Origin of the sequence: Lichenicola sp., from assembly GCF_965198575.1 — a bacterium.
Classification (GTDB): Bacteria; Pseudomonadota; Alphaproteobacteria; order Acetobacterales; family Acetobacteraceae; genus Lichenicola.
Genome location: NZ_OZ240671.1, coordinates 3295476 through 3319618 on the forward strand (window position 1 = coordinate 3295476; position 24143 = coordinate 3319618).

The 24143-nt window shown below is 69.0% G+C and carries 28 protein-coding genes; 9 read left to right on the forward strand and 19 right to left on the reverse strand.

Features of this window, described 5'->3' with window-relative positions; genetic code table 11:
* Positions 1 to 4: 4 nt before the first annotated feature.
* Complete coding sequence (locus ACOEQ2_RS14970) at positions 5 to 718, reverse strand: HAD hydrolase-like protein (protein ID WP_419728755.1); 714 nt, start codon at positions 716 to 718, stop codon at positions 5 to 7.
* A 107-nt stretch (positions 719 to 825) separates the two neighbouring features.
* On the opposite strand from ACOEQ2_RS14970, the gene ACOEQ2_RS14975 reads away from it, so the two are divergent.
* Entirely contained in the window at positions 826 to 1527 is a 702-nt protein-coding gene (locus ACOEQ2_RS14975) for a JAB domain-containing protein (RefSeq protein ID WP_419728756.1), read from the forward strand.
* On the opposite strand, the gene ACOEQ2_RS14980 is transcribed toward ACOEQ2_RS14975, so the two are convergent.
* From ACOEQ2_RS14980 to ACOEQ2_RS14995, 4 genes are all read right to left on the reverse strand, one after another.
* Positions 1496 to 2215 (reverse strand): hypothetical protein, encoded by a 720-nt coding sequence (locus tag ACOEQ2_RS14980; protein WP_419728757.1) that lies wholly within the window; start codon positions 2213 to 2215, stop codon positions 1496 to 1498. The two genes, ACOEQ2_RS14975 and ACOEQ2_RS14980, sit on opposite strands and share 32 nt — an antisense overlap.
* A 79-nt stretch (positions 2216 to 2294) precedes the next feature.
* A complete protein-coding gene (locus ACOEQ2_RS14985; protein WP_419728758.1) occupies positions 2295 to 3467 on the reverse strand; it encodes a 5-(carboxyamino)imidazole ribonucleotide synthase in 1173 nt (390 codons plus the stop codon).
* Position 3468: 1 nt separating this feature from the next.
* Complete coding sequence (gene purE / locus ACOEQ2_RS14990) at positions 3469 to 3927, reverse strand: 5-(carboxyamino)imidazole ribonucleotide mutase (protein ID WP_419731242.1); 459 nt, start codon at positions 3925 to 3927, stop codon at positions 3469 to 3471.
* Positions 3928 to 4080: 153 nt separating this feature from the next.
* Positions 4081 to 4281: a YdcH family protein gene (locus ACOEQ2_RS14995; protein WP_171834840.1), complete on the reverse strand. Its 201-nt coding sequence runs from the start codon at positions 4279 to 4281 to the stop codon at positions 4081 to 4083.
* A 107-nt stretch (positions 4282 to 4388) separates the two neighbouring features.
* Here ACOEQ2_RS14995 and ACOEQ2_RS15000 point away from each other — a divergent pair, with 107 nt between their 5' ends.
* Positions 4389 to 4559, forward strand: coding sequence for a YdcH family protein (locus tag ACOEQ2_RS15000; RefSeq protein ID WP_419728759.1), 171 nt, complete (start codon positions 4389 to 4391; stop codon positions 4557 to 4559).
* Positions 4560 to 4615: 56 nt separating this feature from the next.
* On the opposite strand, the gene ACOEQ2_RS15005 is transcribed toward ACOEQ2_RS15000, so the two are convergent.
* From ACOEQ2_RS15005 to ACOEQ2_RS15020, 4 genes are all read right to left on the reverse strand, one after another.
* Entirely contained in the window at positions 4616 to 5197 is a 582-nt protein-coding gene (locus tag ACOEQ2_RS15005) for a DUF1013 domain-containing protein (RefSeq protein ID WP_419728760.1), read from the reverse strand.
* 225 nt (positions 5198 to 5422) lie between these two features.
* Positions 5423 to 5899, reverse strand: coding sequence for an Hsp20 family protein (locus ACOEQ2_RS15010; protein WP_419728761.1), 477 nt, complete (start codon positions 5897 to 5899; stop codon positions 5423 to 5425).
* Positions 5900 to 6074: 175 nt separating this feature from the next.
* On the reverse strand, positions 6075 to 6305 hold the full coding sequence (gene rpmE / locus ACOEQ2_RS15015; RefSeq protein ID WP_419728762.1) for a 50S ribosomal protein L31: 231 nt from the start codon (positions 6303 to 6305) through the stop codon (positions 6075 to 6077).
* A 108-nt stretch (positions 6306 to 6413) separates the two neighbouring features.
* Positions 6414 to 7001, reverse strand: a complete 588-nt coding sequence (locus ACOEQ2_RS15020) for a Spy/CpxP family protein refolding chaperone (protein ID WP_419728763.1) — start codon at positions 6999 to 7001, stop codon at positions 6414 to 6416.
* Positions 7002 to 7060: 59 nt separating this feature from the next.
* Between ACOEQ2_RS15020 and pdxY the strand changes: the two genes are divergently transcribed.
* Complete coding sequence (gene pdxY, locus ACOEQ2_RS15025) at positions 7061 to 7930, forward strand: pyridoxal kinase PdxY (RefSeq protein WP_419728764.1); 870 nt, start codon at positions 7061 to 7063, stop codon at positions 7928 to 7930.
* A gap of 72 nt (positions 7931 to 8002) precedes the next feature.
* Entirely contained in the window at positions 8003 to 8494 is a 492-nt protein-coding gene (mscL, locus tag ACOEQ2_RS15030) for a large conductance mechanosensitive channel protein MscL (RefSeq protein ID WP_419728765.1), read from the forward strand.
* A gap of 27 nt (positions 8495 to 8521) precedes the next feature.
* On the opposite strand, the gene ACOEQ2_RS15035 is transcribed toward mscL, so the two are convergent.
* On the reverse strand, positions 8522 to 8974 hold the full coding sequence (locus tag ACOEQ2_RS15035; protein ID WP_419728766.1) for a DUF3597 domain-containing protein: 453 nt from the start codon (positions 8972 to 8974) through the stop codon (positions 8522 to 8524).
* Positions 8975 to 9089: 115 nt separating this feature from the next.
* On the opposite strand from ACOEQ2_RS15035, the gene ACOEQ2_RS15040 reads away from it, so the two are divergent.
* The gene (locus tag ACOEQ2_RS15040; RefSeq protein WP_419728767.1) at positions 9090 to 9539 is read left to right on the forward strand and encodes a hypothetical protein; all 450 of its coding nucleotides are present in this window, start codon (positions 9090 to 9092) and stop codon (positions 9537 to 9539) included.
* A gap of 9 nt (positions 9540 to 9548) precedes the next feature.
* On the opposite strand, the gene secF is transcribed toward ACOEQ2_RS15040, so the two are convergent.
* Positions 9549 to 10580, reverse strand: a complete 1032-nt coding sequence (gene secF / locus ACOEQ2_RS15045) for a protein translocase subunit SecF (RefSeq protein ID WP_419728768.1) — start codon at positions 10578 to 10580, stop codon at positions 9549 to 9551.
* Between the two features lie 176 nt (positions 10581 to 10756).
* Positions 10757 to 12316: a protein translocase subunit SecD gene (gene secD, locus ACOEQ2_RS15050; protein ID WP_419728769.1), complete on the reverse strand. Its 1560-nt coding sequence runs from the start codon at positions 12314 to 12316 to the stop codon at positions 10757 to 10759.
* Between the two features lie 214 nt (positions 12317 to 12530).
* On the opposite strand from secD, the gene ACOEQ2_RS15055 reads away from it, so the two are divergent.
* Positions 12531 to 13550 carry a Gfo/Idh/MocA family protein gene (locus ACOEQ2_RS15055; protein WP_419728770.1) on the forward strand — a complete coding sequence of 340 codons (1020 nt, stop codon included), beginning with the start codon at positions 12531 to 12533 and terminating at the stop codon, positions 13548 to 13550.
* A 61-nt stretch (positions 13551 to 13611) separates the two neighbouring features.
* Here the strand turns inward: ACOEQ2_RS15055 and ACOEQ2_RS15060 are convergent, their stop codons facing one another.
* Together ACOEQ2_RS15060 and ACOEQ2_RS15065 are read right to left on the reverse strand one after the other, a co-directional pair.
* Positions 13612 to 15408 carry a PAS domain S-box protein gene (locus ACOEQ2_RS15060; RefSeq protein ID WP_419728771.1) on the reverse strand — a complete coding sequence of 599 codons (1797 nt, stop codon included), beginning with the start codon at positions 15406 to 15408 and terminating at the stop codon, positions 13612 to 13614.
* Between the two features lie 99 nt (positions 15409 to 15507).
* Positions 15508 to 15825, reverse strand: a complete 318-nt coding sequence (locus ACOEQ2_RS15065; RefSeq protein ID WP_419728772.1) for a 4a-hydroxytetrahydrobiopterin dehydratase — start codon at positions 15823 to 15825, stop codon at positions 15508 to 15510.
* Between the two features lie 285 nt (positions 15826 to 16110).
* Here ACOEQ2_RS15065 and ACOEQ2_RS15070 point away from each other — a divergent pair, with 285 nt between their 5' ends.
* Positions 16111 to 16362, forward strand: a complete 252-nt coding sequence (locus ACOEQ2_RS15070; RefSeq protein WP_419728773.1) for a hypothetical protein — start codon at positions 16111 to 16113, stop codon at positions 16360 to 16362.
* Here the strand turns inward: ACOEQ2_RS15070 and ACOEQ2_RS15075 are convergent.
* From ACOEQ2_RS15075 to ACOEQ2_RS15085, 3 genes are all read right to left on the reverse strand, one after another.
* Positions 16345 to 18162, reverse strand: a complete 1818-nt coding sequence (locus ACOEQ2_RS15075) for an ABC-F family ATP-binding cassette domain-containing protein (protein ID WP_419728774.1) — start codon at positions 18160 to 18162, stop codon at positions 16345 to 16347. The two genes, ACOEQ2_RS15070 and ACOEQ2_RS15075, sit on opposite strands and share 18 nt — an antisense overlap.
* A gap of 66 nt (positions 18163 to 18228) precedes the next feature.
* Entirely contained in the window at positions 18229 to 18675 is a 447-nt protein-coding gene (locus ACOEQ2_RS15080; protein ID WP_419728775.1) for a Spy/CpxP family protein refolding chaperone, read from the reverse strand.
* Positions 18676 to 18884: 209 nt separating this feature from the next.
* Positions 18885 to 19007: a pentapeptide repeat-containing protein gene (locus ACOEQ2_RS15085; protein ID WP_419728776.1), complete on the reverse strand. Its 123-nt coding sequence runs from the start codon at positions 19005 to 19007 to the stop codon at positions 18885 to 18887.
* Positions 19008 to 19184: 177 nt separating this feature from the next.
* Between ACOEQ2_RS15085 and ACOEQ2_RS15090 the strand changes: the two genes are divergently transcribed.
* Both ACOEQ2_RS15090 and ACOEQ2_RS15095 read left to right on the forward strand, forming a co-directional pair.
* Positions 19185 to 19337: a hypothetical protein gene (locus ACOEQ2_RS15090; RefSeq protein ID WP_419728777.1), complete on the forward strand. Its 153-nt coding sequence runs from the start codon at positions 19185 to 19187 to the stop codon at positions 19335 to 19337.
* Positions 19338 to 19786: 449 nt separating this feature from the next.
* Complete coding sequence (locus ACOEQ2_RS15095; protein WP_419728778.1) at positions 19787 to 20194, forward strand: hypothetical protein; 408 nt, start codon at positions 19787 to 19789, stop codon at positions 20192 to 20194.
* 120 nt (positions 20195 to 20314) lie between these two features.
* Here ACOEQ2_RS15095 and ACOEQ2_RS15100 read toward each other — a convergent pair whose 3' ends face one another.
* Positions 20315 to 21817 carry an alpha,alpha-trehalose-phosphate synthase (UDP-forming) gene (locus ACOEQ2_RS15100; protein WP_419728779.1) on the reverse strand — a complete coding sequence of 501 codons (1503 nt, stop codon included), beginning with the start codon at positions 21815 to 21817 and terminating at the stop codon, positions 20315 to 20317.
* Positions 21818 to 22094: 277 nt separating this feature from the next.
* Positions 22095 to 24137, reverse strand: coding sequence for a 4-alpha-glucanotransferase (gene malQ / locus ACOEQ2_RS15105; RefSeq protein WP_419728780.1), 2043 nt, complete (start codon positions 24135 to 24137; stop codon positions 22095 to 22097).
* Positions 24138 to 24143: the final 6 nt, after the last annotated feature.

Sequence of the window (24143 nt, forward strand, 5' to 3'; positions counted from 1 at the left end):
CGGCTCAGCCGTGCGCGGCCGACGCGGCAAGTTGCGTGTGCACCGCCTCCACCAGCCCGTCCGGGGCATCCACCAGGGCGTCGGCGCCGGCTTCCTCGAGTTCCGCGCGGCCGCCATAGCCCCATAGCGCGCCGATCGCCCGCATCCGGTTGGCGTGCGCGCCGGCAATATCGAAGCGGCGGTCGCCGACCATCACCGCATGCTCCGGCGCGATTGCCTCACGCTGCAGCAGCCCGGCGATCAGCTCCGGTTTCTCGGCTCCGGAATCATCCGGGCGGGCGCCATACATCCCCTCGAACAGCGGCGACAATCCACGCGCGTCGAGGATGCGACGCGCCGTGTGCACCGGTTTCGATGTCGCCAGGAAGAGCCGTCGCCCGCTCGCCGCCAGCTGTTCGACGGCCAGCTGGATGCCAGGAAACAGCGGACTGTCGAACAGCCCACCGCCCTCGTAATGGTGCTTGTAGCGTTCCACCGCCTGGCCCACCCGGTCGTCCCCGAACTCGCCCAGCAGCCGCGCCATGATGTCGTGCAGCGGTGGCCCGATCACCCAGGTGAGGTCGCGCGCGGGGTCCATATCGTGGCCGAGATCATGCAGCGCCCGGTGCATCGCGCCGATGATGCCGTTGTGGGAGGCGACCAGGGTGCCGTCGAGATCGAGCAGCACGGCCTGCTGCTCGCGCCGTGGGGAGGAGGAACGCTTCGCGAGGTTTGTCATGCAGCTCCTTACATGGTGCAGCCAATGCTCGACTCCGAGACGCGGCGCGCCGATAGTCCGTTACGGAACCGGACCAATATGGCCTCGGGGCGTGCGAGGAGGATGCGATGTCGGACGGGTTTGCCGATGCCGGCAGTCTCCTGATCGCGCGACCGATCGGGGCACTCGCCGGTCATTTGCCCCCGACGGCGCTGCTGCCCGTTGGCCACGAGGTGCTGCTCACACTGCTGAAACGGGTGATGCCGGCCTGCGATCATGTCGAGCGCCTGGCCGACGACGCCCTGGCCCGGTCCGGTTCGCTGGCCGGCCTGCTGGCGTCGCCGCTCAGGGAATTGCGGGGTATCGCCGGGTTCGGCACGCATAGCCTCTCCGCCCTCAAGCTGCTGCATGAGGCGGCGCTGCGGCTGGCGCGCGCGCGGATGCTGGGCTGTCCGATCCTGTCCGATCGGGCGGTCCTGCTCGACTACCTGACGTCGGTGCTGGCGCGTGAGCGGATCGAGCAGTTCCGCGTGCTGTTCCTGGATGAAGGGGATCGGCTGCTGTCCGACGAGGCGCAGGCGCGCGGCACCGTCAACCACACGCCGGTCTATCCGCGCGAGGTGGCCCGGCGGGCGATCGAACTGGCGGCGCACGGCCTGATCCTGGTGCACAACCACCCGAGCGGCGACCCGACCCCATCGCCCGAGGACCTCGCCATGACGAAACGGGTGGTCGAGGCCTGCACGGTGATGCGGATCGTCGTGAACGACCACCTGATCGTCGGCAACGCTCGCTGGATCAGCTTTCGCGACGAGGGGCTGCTGGACTGATCACGGTCCTATCGGGTCGTTCACTCGCGAGCGCGTCTTGCCGCTCGCCGATGATCAGGCTGAGCTGCAGGGTCAGGCAGCCGATCAGCAGGGCCGCTTCCAGGGCAGGGCGCAATGTCCCGTGGCCCCGGTAGGCATCGAGCAGGATTGCCGCGACGCAGGCGAGCAGGGTCACCAGGAGGGCGCGGTTGGCGGCGACCAGCGTGCGTCGCTGTGCGCCGTCATCGCCAAGATCGGCAGGGCGCCATCGCAAGCTCAGGGAGATCGTCAGAAGCAACCACACAACGACGTCGCCGTCGGAGAACGCTGGGCTCGCGGTCTCCGGTTCCAGCACGGCCGCGCACTGCAGCAGAAGCAGGACCCCGAGACTGATCACGGCAAACATCCGGCCTGTTCTGGTCCGCCGTTCCACGCGTTGCCTGTCCAGCCATGAAGCGTGCTGCGTCGTGGCCCGGTCGGGGAGGACCGCGCGGAGCCAGCTCGGAAACAGCACGCTGGGGACGAAGAGGATGAACGCGACGGTGAAGCGGGCCAGGTTGGGTTGGACCGCCCAGCGCTGGGCGATCCAGTGGGACAGCAACAACCACGCTGCAGCCAGCGGGACAGCCATGATCAGGGTCCGCAGCATCCGGCGCCGACCGATCGAGCGGAGCATTCGTCGTTCCGCGTCGGGCTCAGGATCGACCATCGGCACCAGTCACCACGTCTGACCCCAATTAGTAACGGCGCCGTTACCGGGTCAAGCCACTCCCCCCGGGCCGGCCAGCTCAGGCCTCCGAGAATGATCCATCATGCGCCAACGGTCCGAGTGCGGCAGCGATCCCGAACGCGCCGGGCAGGGCGCCCCTGGGGAACAGCCGGTTGACGTGACCCATCTTGCGACCCGGCCGCGCTTCCTGCTTGCCGTACAGATGCGGCAGCAGCCCCGGGGTCGCCACGATCTGCGGCCACAGCGCCATCTCCCCGGGCCCGACCAGGTTCTTCATCACCGCGTCGGAATGCCGGACCGCCGGGGGCAACGGCAGGCCGGCCACCGCGCGCACGTGCATCTCGAACTGGCTGACCGGGCAGGCATCCATCGTCCAGTGGCCGGAATTATGCGGCCGCGGCGCGATCTCGTTGACCAGCAGACGGCCATCCGCGGCCACGAACATCTCGACCCCGAGCAGCCCGACCAGCGACAGCGCCTCGGCGATCCGCAACGCCAGCGCCCGGGCCTCGGCGGCGATCCCGGGCGTGACCGGCGCCGGCGCCAGGGTGAGGTTCAGGATGTGATCCCTGTGGTGGTTCTGCACGGCGTCGTAGGCCACGGCACCGCCATCCAGCCCACGCGCCACCATGACGCTGAGCTCGCACGCGAAATCGATGAACGCCTCCGCCACCAGCGGGTGCGGCGCCAGCGCGTCGAAGGCCGCATCGAGCTCGTCCGGGCTGCGGATCACGCGCTGGCCCTTGCCGTCATAGCCGAGCCGGGTGGTCTTGAGCACGAACGGCAGTCCGAGCGTCCCGACCGCAACATCCAGGGCGGCGCGGTCCTCCACCGCATGCCACGGCGCCACCGGCACGCCCGCCGCCTCGATAAAGCGCTTCTCGGCCAGGCGGTCCTGGCTGATGCGCAGGATCGCCCCGTCCGGGCGCACCGGCTTCAGCGACGCCAGCAACTCCAGCCCGTCGGCGCTGATGTTCTCGAACTCGAAGGTGACGACATCGACCGCGTCGGCGAACCGACGCAGCACCGCCGGATCGTCATGCGCGCCGAGGGTTACGCCGCTGGCAACCTGTGCCGCCGGACCCTCTGCCTCGTGGGTCAGGATGTGGGTGCGATAGCCGAGCCTGGCCGCCGCCATTGCCGACATCCGCCCGAGCTGGCCGCCGCCGACGATGCCGATGACCGACCCTGGCGGCAGCGCACCAGGCGGCAGGCCCTGCTCAGCGTCCATCTCAGGCCGCCGGAACTTCCGGCACCGCGGCGGTCTGCAGCGAGCGCCAGGCCTCGAGCCGGGCCCGCAGCGCTTCGTTGGACAGCGACAGGATCGCGGCTGCCAGCAGGGCCGCGTTGATCGCCCCGGACTTGCCGATCGCCAGCGTGCCCACCGGTACGCCCGCCGGCATCTGCACGATCGACAGCAGGCTGTCGATGCCGTTCAGCGTCGCACTTTCCACCGGGACGCCGAGCACCGGCAGCATCGTCCAGGCCGAGCACATGCCGGGCAGGTGGGCCGCTCCGCCGGCGCCGGCGATGATCACCTGCAAGCCCCTGTCGGTGGCGTTGCGGGCATACTCGGCGAGGCGGTCGGGCGTTCGATGGGCCGAGATGATGCGCGTCTCGAAGCTGATGCCGAGCGTCTCGAGCTGGGTGGCGGCGTGCGACAGGGTCGGCCAGTCCGACTGGCTGCCCATGATGATGCCGACCTGGGGATCCCGCGTGTCGCCGGGCAGATCCGAGCTGGTTTCTGAATCCACGCCGTATTCGGTGTCACTCATCGTGGGGGAAGTCCTCTCGATGCCGGGCACGCCGGCGCAGCGCCTGCGCCCGATGCTGGTGAGATCATGTCAGGCGATGCTGTCCGGGATCAGGCGGCTCTCCAGCCAGGAGATCTCGTCCTTCAGCAGCAGCTTTCGCTTTTTCAGCCGCTGGATCTGCAACTGGTCGATCGGCTGCGGCGCCAGGCGCCCGATGACGGTATCGAGGTCACGGTGCTCGCTTCGCAGTTCATGCAGCCTGCGGAGCAGGGTATCGCGGTCGATCAGCATCCGGATGGCATAGCATGCGGGAACGCCATCGCTCAATTTAGGTGTGGCACCCGACGGGACCGCGGGTCTAGCGTCATCAGGTTGCAACCTGATGAACCGGAGGCACCATGAACCTACCGTCACGCATCGAGAGCCTGAGGACGAGGCACGCGTCGCTGGACTCGCGGATCTTCGACGAGGACAGGCGGCCGGCACCGGACCAGGGCACGCTATCGCGCCTCAAGCGCGAGAAGTTGCGGGTGAAGGAAGAGCTGGAGCGTCTGCGCCAGCGGAACTGAAGATCCTGTCGGGGAAGCGGGATCACCGCTTCCCCTTGTCCGGGCCGGAAGTGCCCTCAGGCGGCTTCCTCGTCCGGCTGATGCACCGGCGGCGCCGGTACATGTTGGCCATCACGCACCAGGCGCTCGTTGGCGGTCGCGACCATGGCGTTCAGGTCGGTCTGGCTGCACAGCCCGAGAATGACCGGATCACGCGGCTTGATGTTGGCGCTGTTCCAATGCTGGCGGTCACGCACCTTGGCGATGGTGTCCTTTGTGGTGCCGAGCAGCTTGATCACCTGGACTTCGCTCAGCTGCGGATAGTTGCGCAGCACGAACGCAATCGCGTCGGGACGGTCGTTGCGCTTGGCAACCGGCGTGTAGCGCGCGCCACGCGAGCGGCGGGTCACCGGGTTCTTTTCCGAAAGCACCGTCAGCCGCGCCTCGGGATCCTTCTCGCACCGCGCGACATCCTCCGCGGTGGTCTGGTGGTTGGCCACCGGATCGTACCCGACGATGCCCTGCGCCACCTCGCCGTCGGCAATCGCCTGCACCTCGAGCGGATGCATGCCGCAGAACTCGGCGATCTGGGTGAAGGTGAGGGCGGTCTTCTCGATCAGCCAGACCGCGGTGGCCTTCGGCATCAGGGGCAACGTCATGGTGCTCTCCTCTACGGGTGCGGCGCCATGACCGGCTCGCACCGGAGCTTGTTTGGGAATGTGCCCCCGGACGGGCACGACATGGGGCGGATATGGGCGTCGGGGCAGCAGCGGGTCAAGCCATGACAGCCCTGCTGGATGAAATGGCGGCAAAAGAAAAAGGGGCCGGTTGCCCGACCCCTTCCAGTGCTCGGTAATTACCGTCCGGAAACGAGTGTCCGGTAATCAGGCGGCCTGCGTCTCGCCGGCGCCGGCGCCGTCATTCGCCGGACCGGAGATCCGGGCGGCCGCATTGCCGACCGGGATACGCCGTGGCTTCAGCGCCTCGGGAACGACGCGCTTGACGCCGATCTGCAGCAGACCGTTGGCGATGTCCGCCTGCTCGACCTGTATGTGGTCAGCCAGCACGAAGCGGCGCTCGAACGCCCGCGCGGCGATGCCGCGATAGAGCAGTTCACGGCCATCCTGCTCGCCGACCCGACCGGACACCACCAGGGTGTTGTCCTGCACGACCAGCTCGATGTCCTCAGGCCCGAAGCCCGCGACGGCCATCGTCAGTACGTAGCTGTCGTCGCCGGACCGCTCGATATTGTAAGGGGGGTAGGACGGCGCACTGGCCGCCTGGGTTGCCCTGTCGACCTGCCGGGCCAGACGATCGAAGCCGATGGCAGTACGGAAAAGGGGCGAGAAGTCGTAGGTCATTGGAAACCTCCATGAGCAAGGTTCGATTGGCTCCCCGCGAGGGCGGAGCCGGTCCAGTCTTTGATCTGCCGGAAACCCCGATTGGGCATCCCCGACGAGAGAAGAATTGGAAAGTGCCGCCCCTGGGTCAAGGGCGGCACTTCAAAAAATCGATCGCTCTTGAGGAGGCGGAAGCTCAGCCCTGCTTGCGATTGCCCAGCCCGGCGAACTTCTTGTTGAACTTGGCCACCTGGCCGCCGGTATCCATCATGCGCTGCACGCCGGTCCAGGCCGGATGCGACTTCGGGTCGACGTCGAGCCGCAGCGTGTCGCCCTCCTTGCCCATGCAGGAGCGGGTGGTGAATTGGGTGCCGTCGGTCATGACGATGTTGACGGTGTGGTAGGCGGGGTGGATGCCGGGCTTCATGATGCAGGTTCCTGGGGATGCCGACGCCGCCGATGCCGACCGGGGCGCAATCGGGCGCGTATAGAGGAGCCCGCGCCCCGGATCAACCGGGGGCGGGGCCGAGCCAGGCTAGTTCGACTTCTTCACCGCCTTGTCGGTGTAGCGTTCGAAGGCGTTGTCGGCGGTCTTCTTCTGTTCGGCCGAGAAGCTGTCATACAGCGCCTTGAACGGCGGCAGCAGCTGCTGGACGTTGCGGGCGTTGGTGTCCTCGACCTCGCCGTAGGACTGCAGGTCCTGCACGGCGTTCATCGAGCCGTGGCCGCCCTGCCGCTTGGCATACACCGCGTCCATCTGCACGACGGTCTGGCGCATCACACCGGCGAAATTCTGCCACAACGGCTCCTGCGCCGGCGTGATCCTGAGCGACGCGTGCAGCGTGGTGATGTGGGATTCGATGCGGGCCGCCTTCTCCTTGCCGAGCTTCGACTGCAAGGTGTTGATGCTGATCGGACCCTGGTCTGCGGCAGGCGGAGCCGCATCCGAGGTCGCCGAGAGTGCTCCGGGCGCCGTGCCTGCGGGGTCCGTGGCCTGCGCCAGGGCTCCAGGTACGGCCAGTCCGATGAGCCCCGCGGCAAGCAGGCCGGCCGCGCCGATACGACGCAAGGTGCCCGGGAGGGCGACATGATCCAAACGCGGAGCACGCACGTGATGCAGCATCTTCTTCTCTCCTGTCGGGCTCGCATCCCACTCGCCAGCGACCTGCGGCGGAGCGGGACGTGAACATCCTGTCGATCCAGTCATGGGTCACATACGGACATGTCGGAAATGCGGCTGCGCTGTTTCCGTTGCAGCGGCTCGGTGCCGAAGTCTGGGCGGTCAACACCGTACAGTTTTCCAACCATCCCGGCCATGGCAGCTTCACCGGCGAGGTCTTCACGGGATCGATGGTCGCCTCGCTGGTCGAGGGCATGGCGCGGCTCGGGGTGCTGGCGCAGGTGGACGCGGTGCTGTCCGGCTATCTCGGCGACCAGGCGACGCTGCAGGCGGTGCTCGACGCGGTGCAGCAGGTGCGGGCACTGCGACCAGACGCGCTGTATTGCTGCGACCCGGTGATGGGCGATCGCGGCATCGGTCTCTACGTGCAGCCCGGGATCCCCGCGATGCTGCGCGACCAGGCGGTGGCGCAGGCCGACATCCTCACCCCGAACCAGTTCGAGCTCGAGCAGCTCGGGCCGGAGCCGCGTGATCGCCTGCACACCCTGGCCGGACTGGTGGACGCGGCCACCCGGCTGCGGCAGCTCATGCGGCCGGGCGGTGCATGCTGCGTGCTGGTGACCAGCGTCGATGTCGCGGAGACCCCGCCCGAGGCGATCGACCTCCTGCTCGCCTGCAACCGGGGCACCCTGCTGCTGCGGACGCCGCGCCTGGCGGTCGGCGTCAACGGTGCGGGCGACCTGATCGCCGCCCTGTTCCTGTTCCACCTGCGCCAGGGTGGCGATCCGGTGCAGGCACTCGAGCTGGCGGCGTCCTCGGTCTGGGGGATCCTGCGCGAGACCGGACTGGCAGGGGCGCCCGAGTTGCGCCTGGTGCAGGCGCAGGGGGAACTGGTATCGCCGTCACAGCGGTTCCGGGCGGAGCTGGTGTAACGGCGGCGCCCGGTTGAGAGGCGCTGCGGCGTCGGTTATCGTTTCGCAAGAACGAGAGTGGGGGAACGCCGCATGTCACTCAGACCGCCCGCGATACGCGCCCCAGGCTGGGTCGGTGAGTTCAGCGCCTTCATCATGCGCGGCAATGTCGTCGACCTGGCCGTCGGCATCATCATCGGCGCCGCCTTCACCACCATCGTGCAGAGCCTGGTGAAGGACATCTTCACGCCGCTGATCGGCCTCGTGGTCGGAGGCATCGACTTCTCCAACATCTTCATCACGCTGCGCGGCCCGCATTTCGCGACGCTGGCAGAAGCGCAGAAGGCCGGCGCGCCGACCCTGAACATCGGCGTGTTCCTGAACGCGGTGATCCAGTTCCTGATCGTGGGGTTGGTAATCTTCTGGGTGGTGAAGCTGCTGACGCGGCTGCATGTCCGCGAGGAGAAGAAGGAAGCGGCCGCGGAACCGACGCGCAGCGAACTGCTGCTGGTCGAGATCCGTGACCTGCTGGCCCGCCGGGACGCCCCGATCGAGCCGCAGGCGCCACCGACGCTCTCGATCTGAGCGCCGCCGGCGCCGATCCCGCTTCGGTCAGCCCTTCATGCTGGCCGGAACGGTGCCGCCGTTCTCTTCCAGCTTCTGAACCACGGCGTGGTGGAGGGCGATGTTCTCCTCGGCACTCCCGTCGGCGCCGGCATGCACACCCAGCTCTTCGGCGAGGCTCTTGCGGGCAGACAGGCTCGAATCCAGATCGAGCAGCTTGAGCAGGTCGACGATCGAGGTCTGCCAGTTCAGGGTCTCGCCCTTCTGGGCGGCGAGCCCGGACAGCACCGCGCCGATATCGACGGATTGCAGCGGCGCCGCCGAGGCCGCGGCCGGAGCCGCAGTCTGGCCGGATGTCGCTGCTCCGGCAGCGTCTGCAACCGGAGTGGCTGCGGTCGCTTGAGACGGAGCGGAGGGCGTTGTGGTCGCCGCCGCAGACGGATCCAGCGCCGACGTCGCATAATGCACGATCTTGTCGACGATCGAACCGAAGAAGCTCATGACGTGATCCTTGGGTGAAACATTGAGATTGGGCAGCCGGATGTTCAGCGTCGGGCGTCGAAGCGGGTTCCGCCGGCTGTCAGCGACACCCCTGCGGCCACTGCGCGATGGAGAGATGCGAGACGCTGCGACGCGCAAGCCGTCCGGCACGGCAGGCGGGATTTCGGGCCGCGCGGCGGTCAGCGGCGTACGGTCCGGGCTCGCGGGCCTGGCGGTGACGATACTGGCGTTGACCGTGGGCGGCTGCACGATGAGCGGCTTCGGTCCGTCGCGGGCGGCGGACGCCTCTCCTGCCACCCTGATCGATGGCTACCTGATCGCCCGCGGCATGGCGCTGAGCTACGGCCATTCCGGGCGGGCTGGGCCGGCCGAGATCGCCCAGCTGATCCAGTATGACCGTGCCGCCCTGGCGGCCGTCGTCACCGCCGAACTGGAGCCTGGCGACGCCCGCAGCGTGCGAGCGGAGCGTGCGCTGCAGGCACTGGTCGACTTCACCGGCGACAACGATCTGCGGCCAGATCCGACGCCTGGGCTCGCGGCCCCGAGTGGTCGCGTTCCGCCCTGATCGGCCGCTTCAACGCGTGCGGGGCGCCGGCGGCTTCTGCGCCACCGGCTTCTGCGCGTCCCGCCTGAGCCGCTTCTCGCCCAGCAGCAGCAGGATCGGTGCTGCGATGAAGATCGACGATGACGTGCCGACGACGATCCCGAACAGCATCACCCAGGCAAAGCCGGACAGGGTGTGGCCGCCGAACAGCGCCAGTGGCAGGGCGGCCAGGAACACCGTCGAGGAGGTGCCGAGGGTGCGGTTCAGCGTCTCGTTGATCGAGAGGTCGATCAGCTCGCGCAAAGGCATCGTGCGGTACTTGCGCAGGTTCTCGCGCACCCGGTCGTACACCACCACCTTGTCGTTGGTGGAGTAGCCCAGCACCGTCAGGATCGCGGCCACCATCACCAGGTCGAACTCGAAGCGGGTGATCGCCAGGAAGCCGATGGTCTTGGTGATGTCGAGCACCAGCGTCGCCACCGCGCTGACCGCGAACTCCCATTCGAAGCGGAACCAGATATAGGCCAGGATCATCAGCAGGCTGATGCCGAGCGCCAGCAGCCCGTTGCGGAACAGCTCGGCCGACACCGAGGCGCCCACCGCATCCGCCTGCAGGATCGTCGTGCCGGGCTGGGCCTGGGTGATGCCGATGCGGGCCCGCTCGACCAGCGACTGGGTTGCCGCCTCGGACCCCGCATCCTTGCCGCTGCCGTTACCCAGGCGCGGTGCGTCGAGCCGGATCAGCACGTCGTTGTCGGCGCCGAAGCGCTGCAGCCCGGCAGCGTTCACGTGCTGCGCTGCCAGACCGGCGCGGATCTTGGCGAAGTCCGCCGGACCCTGGGTGCGTGCCTCGACGGTGATGCCGCCCTTGAAGTCGATGCCGAGCGACAGCCCCGGATAGAAGAACAGCACCACCGACGCCGCAGACAGGAACGCCGACACCGCCAGCCCCAGGAAGCGCCCGCGCATGAACTGGATGCGCGTCCCATCCTTGACGAACCGGATCCGCGGCCGAAGCAGCGGCTGGGCGACGCTCGGTGTCGGGTTAATCGGCGGAGACATCGGCATCAACCTAGGAGAGTGTTTGAGAATGGGCTCTGCCGAGCGAGAGCGGCGCCACTCCGCGGCGCGCCCGGCGTGTTTTTCGAGAACCGGAGCGGAGCGGCCTTGATGGCCGTGAGCACCGGAAGCGCAGAAAAGCGCGTCGGATCGCCGGCAGAGCGCATTCACGAACACTCTCAGACGGGGAGCATGGTGGGGCGGGTGAGGGCATACCACCGCACCATCAGCATCCGCGAGAGCAGCAGCGTCGTGAACAGCGTGGTGACGATGCCGATGGTGATGGTGAGCGCGAAACCCTTCACCGGCCCGGTGCCGAACACGAACAGCATCACGTGCGCCAGCAGGGCGGTGGCGTTGCTGTCGATGATCGTCGAGGTGGCGCGCTCGAACCCGGCCTGCATCGCGGCGAGCGGGGTGCGGCCGCGCTTCACCTCCTCGCGGATGCGCTCGTTGATCAGGATGTTGGCGTCGACCGCCATGCCGAGGGTGAGCAGCATTCCGGCCATGCCGGGCAGCGTCAGCGTCGCCTGGAACAGCGACAGGATCGCCACCATCAGGATCAGGTTGGCGACCAGAGCGAGGTTCGCATACCAGCCGAACAGCCCGTAGAACACCGCCATGAACGTCACCACCAGCAACAGCCCGACAGCGAGGCTGATGGCGCCGGCGCGGATCGAATCCGCACCCAGGGTCGGGCCGATGCTGCGCTGCTCGATCACCTCGAGCGGCGCGGGCAGGGCGCCGGCGCGCAGCAGCAACGCGAGGTCGGTGGCGGACTGGGCGGTGTAGCTGCCGGTGATCTCGCCGGTGCCGCTCGGGATCACGCCGCGGATCACCGGGGCGGTGATGACCTTGTTGTCGAGCACGATGGCGAACGGCTTGCCGAGATTGTCGCGGGTCACCTCGGCGAACTCGCGCGTGCCGACGCTGTCGAGGGTGAAGTCGATCGCCCACTCGCCGTTCTGGTTGTCCTGTCCGGCGCGCGCGTTGGTCAGGTCGGCGCCGTCGACGTCGACATGGTGCATCACCGGCACCATCACCTTGGGATTGTCCTGCATCGGCAGCAGGTCCACGCCCGGCGGGGCAGGTCCGGTGGGTGCCACACCTTCGGCCACCAGGTGGAAGGTCATCTTGGCGGTGGTGCCGAGCAGCTGCTTGATGCGGTTCGGGTCGGTGATGCCGGGCAGTTCCACGACGATGCGGTCGTCGCCCTGGCGGGTGATCGTGGGGTCGACCGCGCCGGTGGCGTCGATCCGGCGACGCACGATCTCGATCGACTGCGCCACGGCGTCGCGCGCGCGGGTCCGCAGGGCCACCGGGGAGAGGGTGACGGCGATGCGGCCGTCGCCGAGCGTCGAGACGGCGAATTCGTTCGGCGTCGCGGTCGTCATCGCCTGCAGCGCGGCAACGTCGCGGTCATGCTCGGAAGGCTGGCGCGGCGTGAAGGTGACGGCCTCGAGCTTCGGGTCGGAGGCGAGGTTGCGGTAGCCGAGCCCGTCCTTGAGCAGCGACTGGCGCACCTGGTCGGTCAGCGTCTCGAGCCGCTCGCGGGCCAGCGTGCCGAGATCGACCCGCATCAGCAGGTAGGAGCCGCCGCGCAGGTCGAGTCCCAGGTGGATCTGCCGCCAGGGGAGGCTCGCACCCGGCATGCGGGCGACGTTCGGCAGGCACAGCAGCAGGCCGAGCAGGCAGACGGCCAGCACGGAGGCCGTCTTCACGCGGCTATAGTACATCATGGCGGAGCGGCCACCTTCCCCGAGGACCCCGCCCAGATGCTGCGCGGGAATGCCGTGCCGGGCGGGAGCGGCGGAACATGCCGGGCCGCCCTTCAGGATGCAATGGTGGCGCTGGATGCCAGGCGATCACGGTGGCCCTGTCGCATCGAGCCGCACCCTTGCCAAGCCGGGGCGCCATGGGCAGGAACAGGCTCGATCGCTGAGCGGAGTTGGCATGGCACGTCCTGCGCGAACGACCGGGCCCTCGGACGGACCACAACTGCGCATCGGCATCGCCGGCGCGGGGCATTTCGGCCGCTTCCACGCACTGAAGGTGATGGCGTCCAGGCGATCGGTGCTGGCCGGCATCCATGATCCGGATCCCGGACGGGCGGCGCTGGTCGGCCAGGAGGCGGGCGGCGCGCCGTCGCTGCCGTTCGACGAGCTACTGCAAGCGTGCGACGCGCTGATCATCGCGGCACCCGCGGAGGCGCATTTCGAGCTCGCCGAAGCGGCACTCCGGGCGGGCCGTCACGTGCTGATCGAGAAGCCGATCGCTTCCACCCTGGAGCAGGCCGACCGGCTGATCGCGCGCGCCGCCGAGACCGGCCGGGTGCTGCAGGTCGGCCACCTGCTGCGATACTCCGCCGAGCACAAGGCGATCACCGAGCGCATTACCCGGCCGCTCTACATCGAGGCGACGCGGATCGCGCCGTTCAAGCCGCGCGGCACCGACGTCTCGGTCATCCTCGACCTGATGATCCACGATCTCGACCTGGTGCTGGCGATCGTCGACAGCCCGATCGAGGATGTGGACGCCCTGGGGGCCGCGGTCAGCAGTGCGCACGAGGACATCGCCAACGCCCGGGTGCGCTTTGCCAATGGCTGTGTCGCCACCATCACCGCCAGCCGGATCTCGCTGAAGACCGAGCGGCGGATGCGGCTGTTCTCCGAGGAGGGCTATCTGTCGGCGGATTTCGTGGCGCGCGAGTTGACCATGATCGGTCGCGACCGCGGGCTGAAGCTGCCCGGCACCGGCGGCTTCCGGCGCGAGGCGGTGAGCTGGCAGGAGCACGACACGCTCGCCGCCGAGCACGAGGCGTTCGCCGCAGCCTGCCTCGATGGCGCTCCGGTGCTGGTCGATGCGGCGGCCGGACGTCGCGCGCTCGCCGCCGCGATCGCGGTCACCGACGGCATCCAGGAAGCCCGGCGGCGCATGGAACGATCGGGCCTGATCGGTCGCTCCGGCGGCTGACATCGGCGGTCCGGGGCACGAAGAGGCGGCGACCGCACGCCAGGCAGCAAGAGGATCCGGGTCAGACGATCGGCGTGAGCACCCTGTCGGCGCTCGCTGCGGTGGTTCTGCTCCCGGGACCCGTCGGGCAGCGGCCGGGGATCAGGGCCAGCACCGCCATCGTCAGTTCCGCGCGGTTGAATGGCTTTCGCAGCACGACGATGCCATCGAGCTCGGACAGCAGACCCGGATCGGAGAAGCCCGTGATGATCATGCCGGCCATCGCCGGGTCGATGTCCCGGGCGCGCGTCAGCAACTCCAGCCCGTTCATGCCGGGCATCGCGAAATCGGTGATGATGGCGTCGAACCGGCAGCCGCGCGCCAGTTCGGCAAGGGCAAGCGCGCCGCTCGTCTTGGTGGTCACATCCAGGCCGGCAAGCCGCAGGAAGGCAGACACCACCAGCAGCGCGTCGAGCGAGTCATCGACGACCAGGATCTGGGCCAGGCAGGGAGGGGCCGTGGCGGGCTTGGCATCACTGGCCGGGCGCACCCGCGCCGAGGGTAGCCAGAGATCGATGGTCGTCCCCTCGCCGACGACACTCGAGATCTGCGTCTCGCCGCCCGACTGCCGGGCGAATCCGTGCACCATGGACAGACCGAGGCCGGTGCCGTTCGGCCCCTTGGTGGAAAAGAACGGTTCGCAGGCCTGGGCCAGGGTATCGGCATCCATGCCGCAGCCGCTATCGGCCACCGAGATCACCGTGTAGCGGCCCGGTGCGACGATCGCCGGGTCGCCTTCGGCTTCGTACGCGGAAATCCGCAGCACGCCCCCGGAATGCATGGCGTCGCGCGCGTTCACCGCCAGGTTGATCAGCGCGGCCTCGAGTTGTGCCAGGTCGGCCAGCACCGCCAGCTCGGGCTGGCACGGCACCATCACCAGCTCCGTCCTGGCCTTGATGTTGGTCTCGAAGAGATGGCCGATGAGGCCTTTGACTTCGCGGAACAGCGTCTCGATCACGATCGGCCGGGCGACCAGCAATTGCCTGCGCGAGAACGACAGCAGACGGTCGGTGAGCTCCTTGCCACGCGTGGTCGCCCGCAGCGCGATCTGGCCCCATTCGACGGCGGCGGGCTGATCGGCCACTGCATCGAGCAGCAGCTCCAGGCTGCCGCCCAGCGCCAGCAGCAGATTGTTGAAATCATGTGCCACGCCCGCCGTCACCCGGCCGATCGCGTGCATCTTCTGCGACTGCCGGACCTGCGCCTCCATCCGCACGCGGCCCGAGATGTCGACGATGGCCGACAGCACCATCATGCCCTCGTCGGTCTCGATCGGGCTGAGGCCGATCTCGACCTCGACCTCGCTGCCGTCCTTCTTGCGACCGAAGAGCGGGCTGCCCGATCCCATCGGCCGGCAGATCGGCTGGGCCATGAAGTCGCTCCGGAGCGCCGGATGACTCTCGCGCATTCGGATCGGCAGCAGCATTTCCAGCGGCTGCCCCAGCATCTCCTCGCGGCTGTAGCCGAACAGCAGCTCGGTGCGCGCATTGACCATCTCGATCCGGCCGGTCGCGTTGACCATGACGATGGCGTTCGGCGCCGCTTCCACCAGCTGGCGGAACTGGTTCTCGCTGTTGCGCAAAGCGGTATTGCCCGCCGTGAACAGCGCCTCGGTCAGGCTCATCGTCTTGTCGAGGACGGCGTTCGCCAGCAGCTCGTTCGAGCTTGCGGACCCCTTGCCGTAGGACTGCGACGGCGCACCGGTCGGGGCGCCCGCGGTTTCTCGCAATGCCGCCGCCAGCAGCCTGCGGAGCCTGTCATTCTCCGACCGCGATGTCGCGAGCGTCGAGCGCAGCTGCTGGTTCTGTCTGGCAGGCATTCGGACGGTCCCTCACTGTCCGCAACGCACGGACGATCGCCGCGGGCCATGACCCGTTGACCGCAGCATAGGCGGCCGAGGTTAAAGCTTGGCAAAGATTCAAGGCCGATCGACAGGCGACCGGTCACCGGAGGTCTGATCGTCGAAGGCCTGGTCGATCCGTGCGGCAAGGATGAAGTCGTTCAGGTGCAGGCCCTGGATCGCGTGTGTCCGTAGCGATGCCGTGACGTACCCCCAGCCCAGCCCGAGGTCGGGATGATGCCCCGCCGCCTCGGCAAGGGCGGCGATACGCGCAACGAGGGCGAATCCCCGGCCGAAGTCGGGCTGCGCGAACCGCCGGACGATCTCCGTGCCATCCGCCGCCAGCGACCAGTCGGGGATCGCCGGCAGCAGATCCGCCACCGCCTCGGGGGTCATCGGCGCCGCGTCCCGACCGCAGGCGATACACCGCCGTGCGGCCAGGTCCCGGGCTGCGCTGGGAGGCGTGGCTGTCATTGCGAGCTCCAATCGACCAGGTTGCGCGGCGTCGCCGGGCCGGCTGCACGTTGAAGCCTCAACCGATCGACCGTGATGAGCATGCTCGCCACACCTGGCATGTCACCAGCTCCGCCATGCAGCGCATCGGCCAGATCCTGGCGGAAGCGGCGAGCGAGCACGGTATCGCATGCCCCGACGAGGCACCGGGCCCGCGCGGCGCACCAGATGAGCGATCACCACGGCGCGGCCTGCCAGGCCAGACCGGTGCGGGTGCGGTTGGCGGGGCACGGGACCGGACCTCGGGATCCCGGATGCGCCGCCGCCGCCGCGCGTCGGGCGATCGTCGGGATGGCGAACCGAACGATGCACCTGCTGCTCGACGCCGACACGGTGCATGACGCGGAGGCAGCGACCGAAGCGCTGCCGGCCGATATCGCGCAGTGGACGAGCGTCAGCCTCTCAGTTGCCGCCGAGTGACTCGCGCATCATCTCGAGCTGCAGCCAGCGCTCCTCGGCGGCGGTCAGTGCGGCTTCCGTCCTGGTGAGGGAAACGGTGGCAGCGGCAAAACCCGCCGGGTCGCGATTGTAGAAGCCTGCATCCGCCAGCCTGGCGCGTAGCCGTACGATCTCGGCCTCGTGCGCCGCGATCTCCTTCGGCAACTGCTCGAGCGCATGCTTGTCCTTGAATGACAGCTTGCGGGCGGCAGCGTTCGCCGGCTGACGTCGTTTGCCGGGTGGCCCTGCACTCCCGGACAAACCGCCACCGCCCGACATGGCACCCCCGGTGAGGCCGCCGCCCTGCGCCACCATGTCGCTGTAGCCGCCGGCATATTCGATCCAGCGACCCTTGCCGGCCGCGGCCAGGATCGAGGTCGCGACGCGGTCGAGGAAGTCGCGGTCGTGGCTGACCAGCAGCACGGTGCCGGCGTAGCTGCCCAGCATCTCCTGCAGCAGGTCGAGCGTTTCCAGGTCGAGATCGTTGGTGGGCTCGTCGAGCACCAGCAGGTTCGACGGCCGGGCCAGCGCGCAGGCCAGCATCAGGCGCCCGCGCTCGCCACCGGACAGCACGCCGACGCGGGTGCGGGCCTGCTCCGGGCGGAACAGGAAGTCCTTCATGTAGCCGATCACGTGGCGCTTCTCGGTACCGACCTGCACCATGTCGCCGCCGCCACCGGTCAGGGTGTCGGACAGGGTGGCGTTCGGGTCCAGGCTGGCGCGCTGCTGATCCAGCGTCACCACCGACAGGCTGCTGCCGAGCCCGATGCTGCCGGTGTCGGGCTTGTCCAGGCCGGTCAGCAGCCGCAGCAGCGTGGTCTTGCCGGCACCGTTCGAGCCGACGATGCCGAGCCGGTCGCCGCGCAGCACCCGCAGATCGAGATCCTGCACGATCGGGCGGCCGTCGAACGATTTAGACATCGTTTCGGCGACGGCCACCAGCTTGCCCGACAATCCGGTGCCGCTGGCCTCGAGCTTCAGCCCTTGCGGGTTGTGGATCGCCTCCCGCCTGGCCTGACGCAGCGCCGCCAACTCGCCGACGCGGCGGACATTGCGCTTGCGTCGGCCGGTGACGCCGTAGCGGATCCAGTCCTCCTCGCGCAGGATCTTCTGGTCGAGCTTGTGGGCATCCCGCTCCTCCTGCTCCAGCACCTCCTCACGCCAGCTCTCGAAGCGCGCGAACCCCTGGTCCAGCCGGCGGGTGACGCCGCGATCGAGCCACACGACGCTGCGCGACAATGTCTCGAGCAGGCGCCGGTCATGGCTGATGATGACCATCGCCGATTGCAGCGAGGCGAGCTCGCGCTCCAGCCACTCGATCGCCGGCATGTCGAGATGGTTGGTCGGCTCGTCGAGCAGCAGCAGGTCGGGCGAGGGGGCCAGCGCACGGGCCAGCGCAGCACGCCTGGCCTCACCGCCGGAGAGCCGCCGCGGGTCCTCGGTGCCGTCGAGGCCGAGTTCGGCGAGCAGGGTAGGGGCGCGATGCTCGGCGTCGTTGGGGCCGAGGCCGGCGCGGACATAATCGAGCGTGGTGGCGTGACCGGAGAGGTCGGGCTCCTGCGCCAGGGTGCGCACGGTGGTGCCGGGCTGCAGGAAGCGGGTGCCGGAGTCTGCCTGCAGCTCGCCCGCCGCGATCTTCAGCATGGTGGACTTGCCGGAGCCGTTGCGCCCGACCAGGCACAGGCGCTCGCCGGGGGACACGCCGAAGCTGGCGCGGTCGAGCAGCGGGGCACCGCCGAGGGTGAGGGTGATGTCGGTCAGCAGAAGCAGGGGTGGCGCCATGCCGGGGTTCTCGCCGATGGCGCCCCGGCTGGCAAATGACCCTTCGCTGCGGCGCGGTGCCGGCGGCTACTTCTTCGTGCCGGCCTGCTCCGTCGCCTGCTGGCGGAACATCGTGTCGGCGGTCTGTTTCTGCTGGTCCGACAGCGCGGCATACAGCGTCTGGAACGCGTCCGACAGCTTCTGCGTGTTGTCGGCATAGGCGCGCGCGACGCTGGCGTAGGATTTCATGTTGTCGGCGGCGTTCATCGTGGCGGCGCTGGTCGCCCGGTTGCGGAACAGCGCGTCGGTGGCGCTGGCGTTGTCGCGCATCGCCTGGGCGAAACTGGTCCATTGCGGCATCTGGGCCGGGCTGATCTGTAGCGCCGCCTGCAAGGTCTGGATGCGCTGTTCGGCCGCCTGGGCCTCGGTCTGCGCCGGGGCGGCCGGGTGCGTGGCGGCGAGGGCCGCAGACCCGGCATGCGGCAGCATCGCCAGTGCGACCAGCAGCACTCCGACGACGCGACTGTTCCTCATGATGCTCTCCGTTGCCCGATCCATGTCAGCGCCCTCCTTCACGGCCGCGACCGCCCCGGCCGCCGTCGTGACCACCCTCCGGCCGCCCACCTGCGCCACGTTGCCAACCACCTCCGACGAACCCAGGTGCGCCGAAGCTACGGCCACCTGGCCCGGGGACACCGTAACCATGGCCACCGAAGCCGGAGCCGCCGTAACCGTGCACTCCGTCACCGTGCCCGCCATAGCCGCGCCCGCCGTAACCGCGCGCTCCGTAACCGCGCCCGTCGTAGCCGCGGCCGTCGTAACCGGCACCTGCGTAGCCGCGACCCCCAGCGCTGGTGGCATGCCACCCGCCGCCGCGCCAGCCGGCTTCCTCAGGCCCGTGGCCCCACCTGCGCTGCCAGCCGCCCCAGCCGACGCCCCGATATGAGGAGCGGTAGAGCGCCGACCGCCTGAAGCTGTCGTGAGCATCCCCCACGGAACCACGCCAGACGCCCCAATCGCTGCGGCCCCAACGGCTGATCGCGATGTCACCGAGTGCGAAGGCTGTCAGGGCCAGCAGCGGCGGCGCGATCGCCAGGGGATACACCTGGGGAGCGAAGATCACCGGCGGTGCGGCCGCCTCGATCATCACCGGCTCCGGCGGAAGAACCACCACCGGCGGAGGCAGTGCGGCATAGAACAGCTGCCTGGGCGCCGCTTCGAGCGGCGCAGGCGTTGCGGCAACCACCGGCGGCGGTACCGGCGCGGACGCCACCGGGACGGGCGGCAGGAAACTGGGCAGGCCGAGGATGATCGGTGGCGGCACGACGTAGAGTGGCGGCGGCGCGAACACGATCGGTGGCATCACGAACAACTCGGCCGGCCCACCCCCCACCGCGGCGTCGTTCCAAAGCCAGTCGTCACGGTTCCAGCCGTAGCCGGAGCGCCACCAGCCCTGTGAGCGCCAGAAATAGTCGGCAGCGAACCCGGCACCGGCCCCTGCGAGCAGCGCACCGCCTGCCAGTCTGCGCGATCCGCGCCATCCGGCGCCGCGTTCGGCCAGCCGCCCTTCATCACCGCGACCGAACCCGCGACCGCCCCAGATACCAGCCTCGCCGCCGAATCGGCTGCGGTGGACGTCAGGATAGTGGGCACCGCCGCGATACCCGCCACCATCATCGCCCCGCGCGAACCGGCCGCCATAGCGGCTACCGTCCACGCCGCCTGGTCGATCACCGCGGAAGCCCTGCTCGGGCCGTCCCCGGAAGCCGGCATTGCCGAAACCATGTGCACCAGGTCCGGGACCACCGCCGCCCCATGCCCCACGGCCAAAGTTGCCGCCACCGCCACCACGCTGTCCACCACCGGGCGGACCGCCATGGTCACCGGCACCGCGACCGCCGCCACGGGGATCATGTCCGCCCCACTGAGCGTGCGCGAGACGCGGGGAGGCGATGCCGCCGAACAGCAGCCATCCGGCCAGCAACAGCCTGCCGGATCGCATGCGCAGGCTAGAGGTGTCGGTCTGGACGTCCATCGGCGCTGCGGCTCCTAACCCTGGGAGAGCGAGGAGAGCAGCCTGCTGTGGCGGTCATGCGGCAAAATGAAACGGCCCGGATCACGCTCGCGAGAGGTGGTCCGAGCCGCGGCCGTGTCGTAGGGCGCCTGCAGCGTGTCAGTTCATCGTCCGGGAGGGCGGCGGCTGGGTCGACACGATGCGGATATCGTTGCCGGTCCCGGTCCGGCGCTCGATCGGAGCCTCCTGGATTGTCCGCGCAGGGCGTGCGGGACGCGGCACCTCGGTTCCGGCGCGCGACAGCGAGGAGACGAACGACCGGCCCCACCCAAGCGCTGAGGCATCCTTGATCGCCTCCCAGCACGCCTTCCAGCGGTCCTGCCGCTCCGGCCGGCTCATCCGCAGGGCAAGGTCGAGTGCGTCGGCGATCTCGTCCGGGTCGACAGGGTTGACCAGGATCGCAGCACCGAGCTGACGCGCGGCGCCGGCGAACTTCGACAACACGAGAACGCCTGGATCGTCCGGATCCTGGGCCGCGACATATTCCTTGGCGACCAGGTTCATGCCGTCCCGCAATGGCGTGACCAGGCCGATTCGGGCCTCCCGCATGAAGCCGGCGATGGCATCACGCGGCACGCCGCGACTGATCAGCCGGATCGGCGTCCAGTCCGGCTCGCCCAGCGTGGCGTTGATGCGTCCGGCTGCACCTTCCAGGTCGTCGCGGAGGGTCTGGTAGGCATCGACGTCCTGGCGGCTCGCAGCTGCGATCTGCAGGAAGGTGGTCTGGCGCGACCATTGCTGCCGGCTCTCCAGCAGTCGCCGATACCCCGCCAGCCGATGGCGCAGGCCCTTGGTGGGATCCATCCGATCGACGCCGAGGATCAGGCTCTGGCCGTCGAGGCTGCGCTGCAGGCGGGCGGTCTCGGCGGAGCGGTGCCCGGCTTCGGCCATCTCGGCGAACTCGTGCGGATCGATCTCGACCGGGAACGCCCCGACCCGGATCTGCCGGTTGCCGAGTTGCAAGCCGCCGCCGGCGAGACGCGCCGCACCGGCAATCCGCTGCGCCGAGGCGGCAAAGTTCTCGGCATCGTTCGCGGTCTGGAAACCGAGCAGATCGGCGGAGAGCAGGTCGCGGATGAATTGCGAGGCTTCCGGGACGCTCGAGAGCATGTCCGGGCTCGGAAACGGCGTGTGCAGGAAGAATCCGATCGGGCAGGTGACGTTGCGCACACGCAGTGCCGATGCCAGCGCCAGCAGATGGTAATCGTGCACCCAGATGGTGTCGGTGGGGCGCAGCAGCGGCAGCAGCACGTCGGCGAGCCGGGCATTCACCGCGCGATAGCCCTGCAGGCTGCGGCGGTCGAAATTCATCTGCTCGGGGAGCGAATGCAGCAGCGGCCACAGCGTGCCGTTGGAGAAGTTGTTGTAGTAAAGCTCGAGCTCTTCGGGCGTCAGGTCGATCGTGGCGTATTCAACCGAACCGTGCTGCACGATCGAGGGCGTCGCCGTGCGCTCGGGACCGGCGGATGTCTGGCCGCTCCAGCCGAACCAGAGTCCACCCTGGCGTTCCATGAGGTCGTTCAGCGCGACGGCAAGGCCGCCAGCCTTGGCGTCACCGGTCGGAATGCTCACCCTGTTCGATACGACGACCAGTCTGCTCATTGCACATTCCCCAGCACCGTAGGCGTTGATAGGCGCGCAGCTCTCGGTTTGCCGCAAGCAGTCCCACCAGCCCGGCCCGGTCACATACGACCAAAATCGTAGGTGCTCGTCAGCCGGGTCATGTTAACCGGCAAACAGTCAACAAGTTGCTACAACTACCAACTTCCTGACGGGAGCGATAGCGCCATCGTCTCCGGCCTGGAGACGATGTCCGGCGTCGTGAGCCAGCTGTCGAAATCGAGGCTCCGCGGCGGCCGAATCGTCCCCTCTCTCGGCCTCAGCCGCGCCGCGTCTGGTCGAGCCGGCGCAGCCGTAGCTCCGTGCGCTCGCCGGACAGGACCGCACCGACCGGGTCGCGCAGCCGCCGGCGCCAGTTCGGATGCTCAGTCGTGGTCCCTGGAATGTTCGGCTGCTCCTCGAGGCCGATCGCGTCCTCGGTCGGGATCATCGCGATCTCGCACGCAGAGGCGCCGACCTGTGCCACCGCGGCATCCACCACCGGGACGACATCCCACACGGCCGGCTGCGGCCCGGTGCAGGCACCGCTCTCCTGCATCGCCTGCCAGAGCAGGGCGCGATCGGCCTCGCGCGCGGCGAGCTCCTTCCGCTCGTCCTCGACGCTGCCGCCGAGCTCCAGGCGGTGACGGATATCGACGCCCTTCCACCAGCCGGCAACGGTCGGCAGGTCGTGCGTGCTGGTCATCGCGCTGGCCTGGCGGGTCCAGTCCTGCGGCCGCTGGAACCCCTCGTCGTCGCGCTCGAACCAGAGCACCCGCATGCCATCCACGCCGGCATCCTGCAGCCGGTCGGTGAAGCCCTCCGGCACGGTGCCGAGATCCTCGCCGAGCACGATCGCCCGGTTGCGCACGCTTTCCAGCCTGGTCAGCCGCAAGAGGTCGGCTTCCGGCATCTGGAGATAGGCGCCCCGTGCGGCGCTGCGTCCTTCCGGCACGATCCAGAGCCGGTTCAGCCCCATCGCGTGATCGATCCGGACGCCACCGGCATGGCGCATGGCACCCTGCAGCATCTCGATGAAGGCGCGGTAGCCGTTCGCACGCAGACCACGCGCCGAGAATGCGGTGATGCCCCAGTTCTGGCCCTCCCGCTGCAGCAGGTCGGGCGGCGCGCCCACGGTCAGCCCGACCAGCGTCTCGCCCTGACGGCTCCAGCTGTGACTGCCGCCGGCATCGGTGCCCACGGCCAGGTCGGCGATCAGGCCGATCGGCATCCCCGCCGCCTTCGCTGCCGCCTGTGCATCCTGCAGCTGGCGATCGGCGCGATATTGCAGCCAGGCGTGGAACGAGACCTCCTGCGCATGGTCGCGGGCGAAGGCGAGCGAGCCCGGCGCCTGCGGATCGTGGAAGTCGTCCGGCCAGTCCTTCCAGTTCCAGGCACCCTGCTGCTCGCGCCACAGATGCTGGTGCAATGCCTCGAACAGAGCGTGCGCCTCGAGCTTGTCGCCCTCCGCCGCGCGCCAGGCGAGGAAGTCCGGATCCTCGGCGCCGCCCAGGTCGAAGCGACGACGCAGCCGCGCCAGCCGGTCGCGCGCAACCGCCGGCCATTCCACGAGGTCCAGCGCCTCCAGGCGGTGCGCCTCTTCGCCGGGATCGTCGCCCGGCGCGTCCACCGCGATGTGCAGCGCGTTCAGCATGATCCGGCTGGACGGCGCGTAGGGGCTGAAACGGTCGGGGTCGGCCGAGAACTGCGCGTGCACCGGGCTGATGGTGACGGCGGCCGCACCATGCAGTGCCGCCTCCTGGACGAAACCGGACAGCGCGGCGAAATCGCCCACCCCGCCATCGCCCGGCCGACGCAGCGCATACAGCTGCTGCGCCAGTCCCCAGACGCGGGCCGGCGCCTCGCCCGTCGCAGCGTTCGCCGCGGCAAGGGCGTCTTCCAGCGTGAAGCAGCGAGGCGGCGCCACCGCAACGGTCAGCTCGCGGCCATCGATCTCCAGCTGGTAATAGCCGGGCTGCTCCGGCAGCGTCAGCCAGGCGAGCCCGTCCCGTATGGTGGCGGTCCCGGACAGCGTGCTGCCGTCCTCGCCCCGCAGCCGCCAGGCTCCGCCCGCGACCGGAAGACCGAGCTCCGCACCGGCATCCCCGGTCATGAGAGGCGCCGGCGTCGCATCCTCGGTATCGAGCCTGGCGATCAGCGCATGCGCCTCGGCTTCGCTCGAGACTCCGAGATTGAGCGCGTCCAGGATCGCCTGCAGATCCTCGGCGGCGATCTCGTGCATGTCGCCGAATGCGTCGCGCCATCTGAGCGAAAGCCCGGCCCGTTCGGCAAGGCTGCGCAGCACCGTTTCATCAACACTCATGATGGC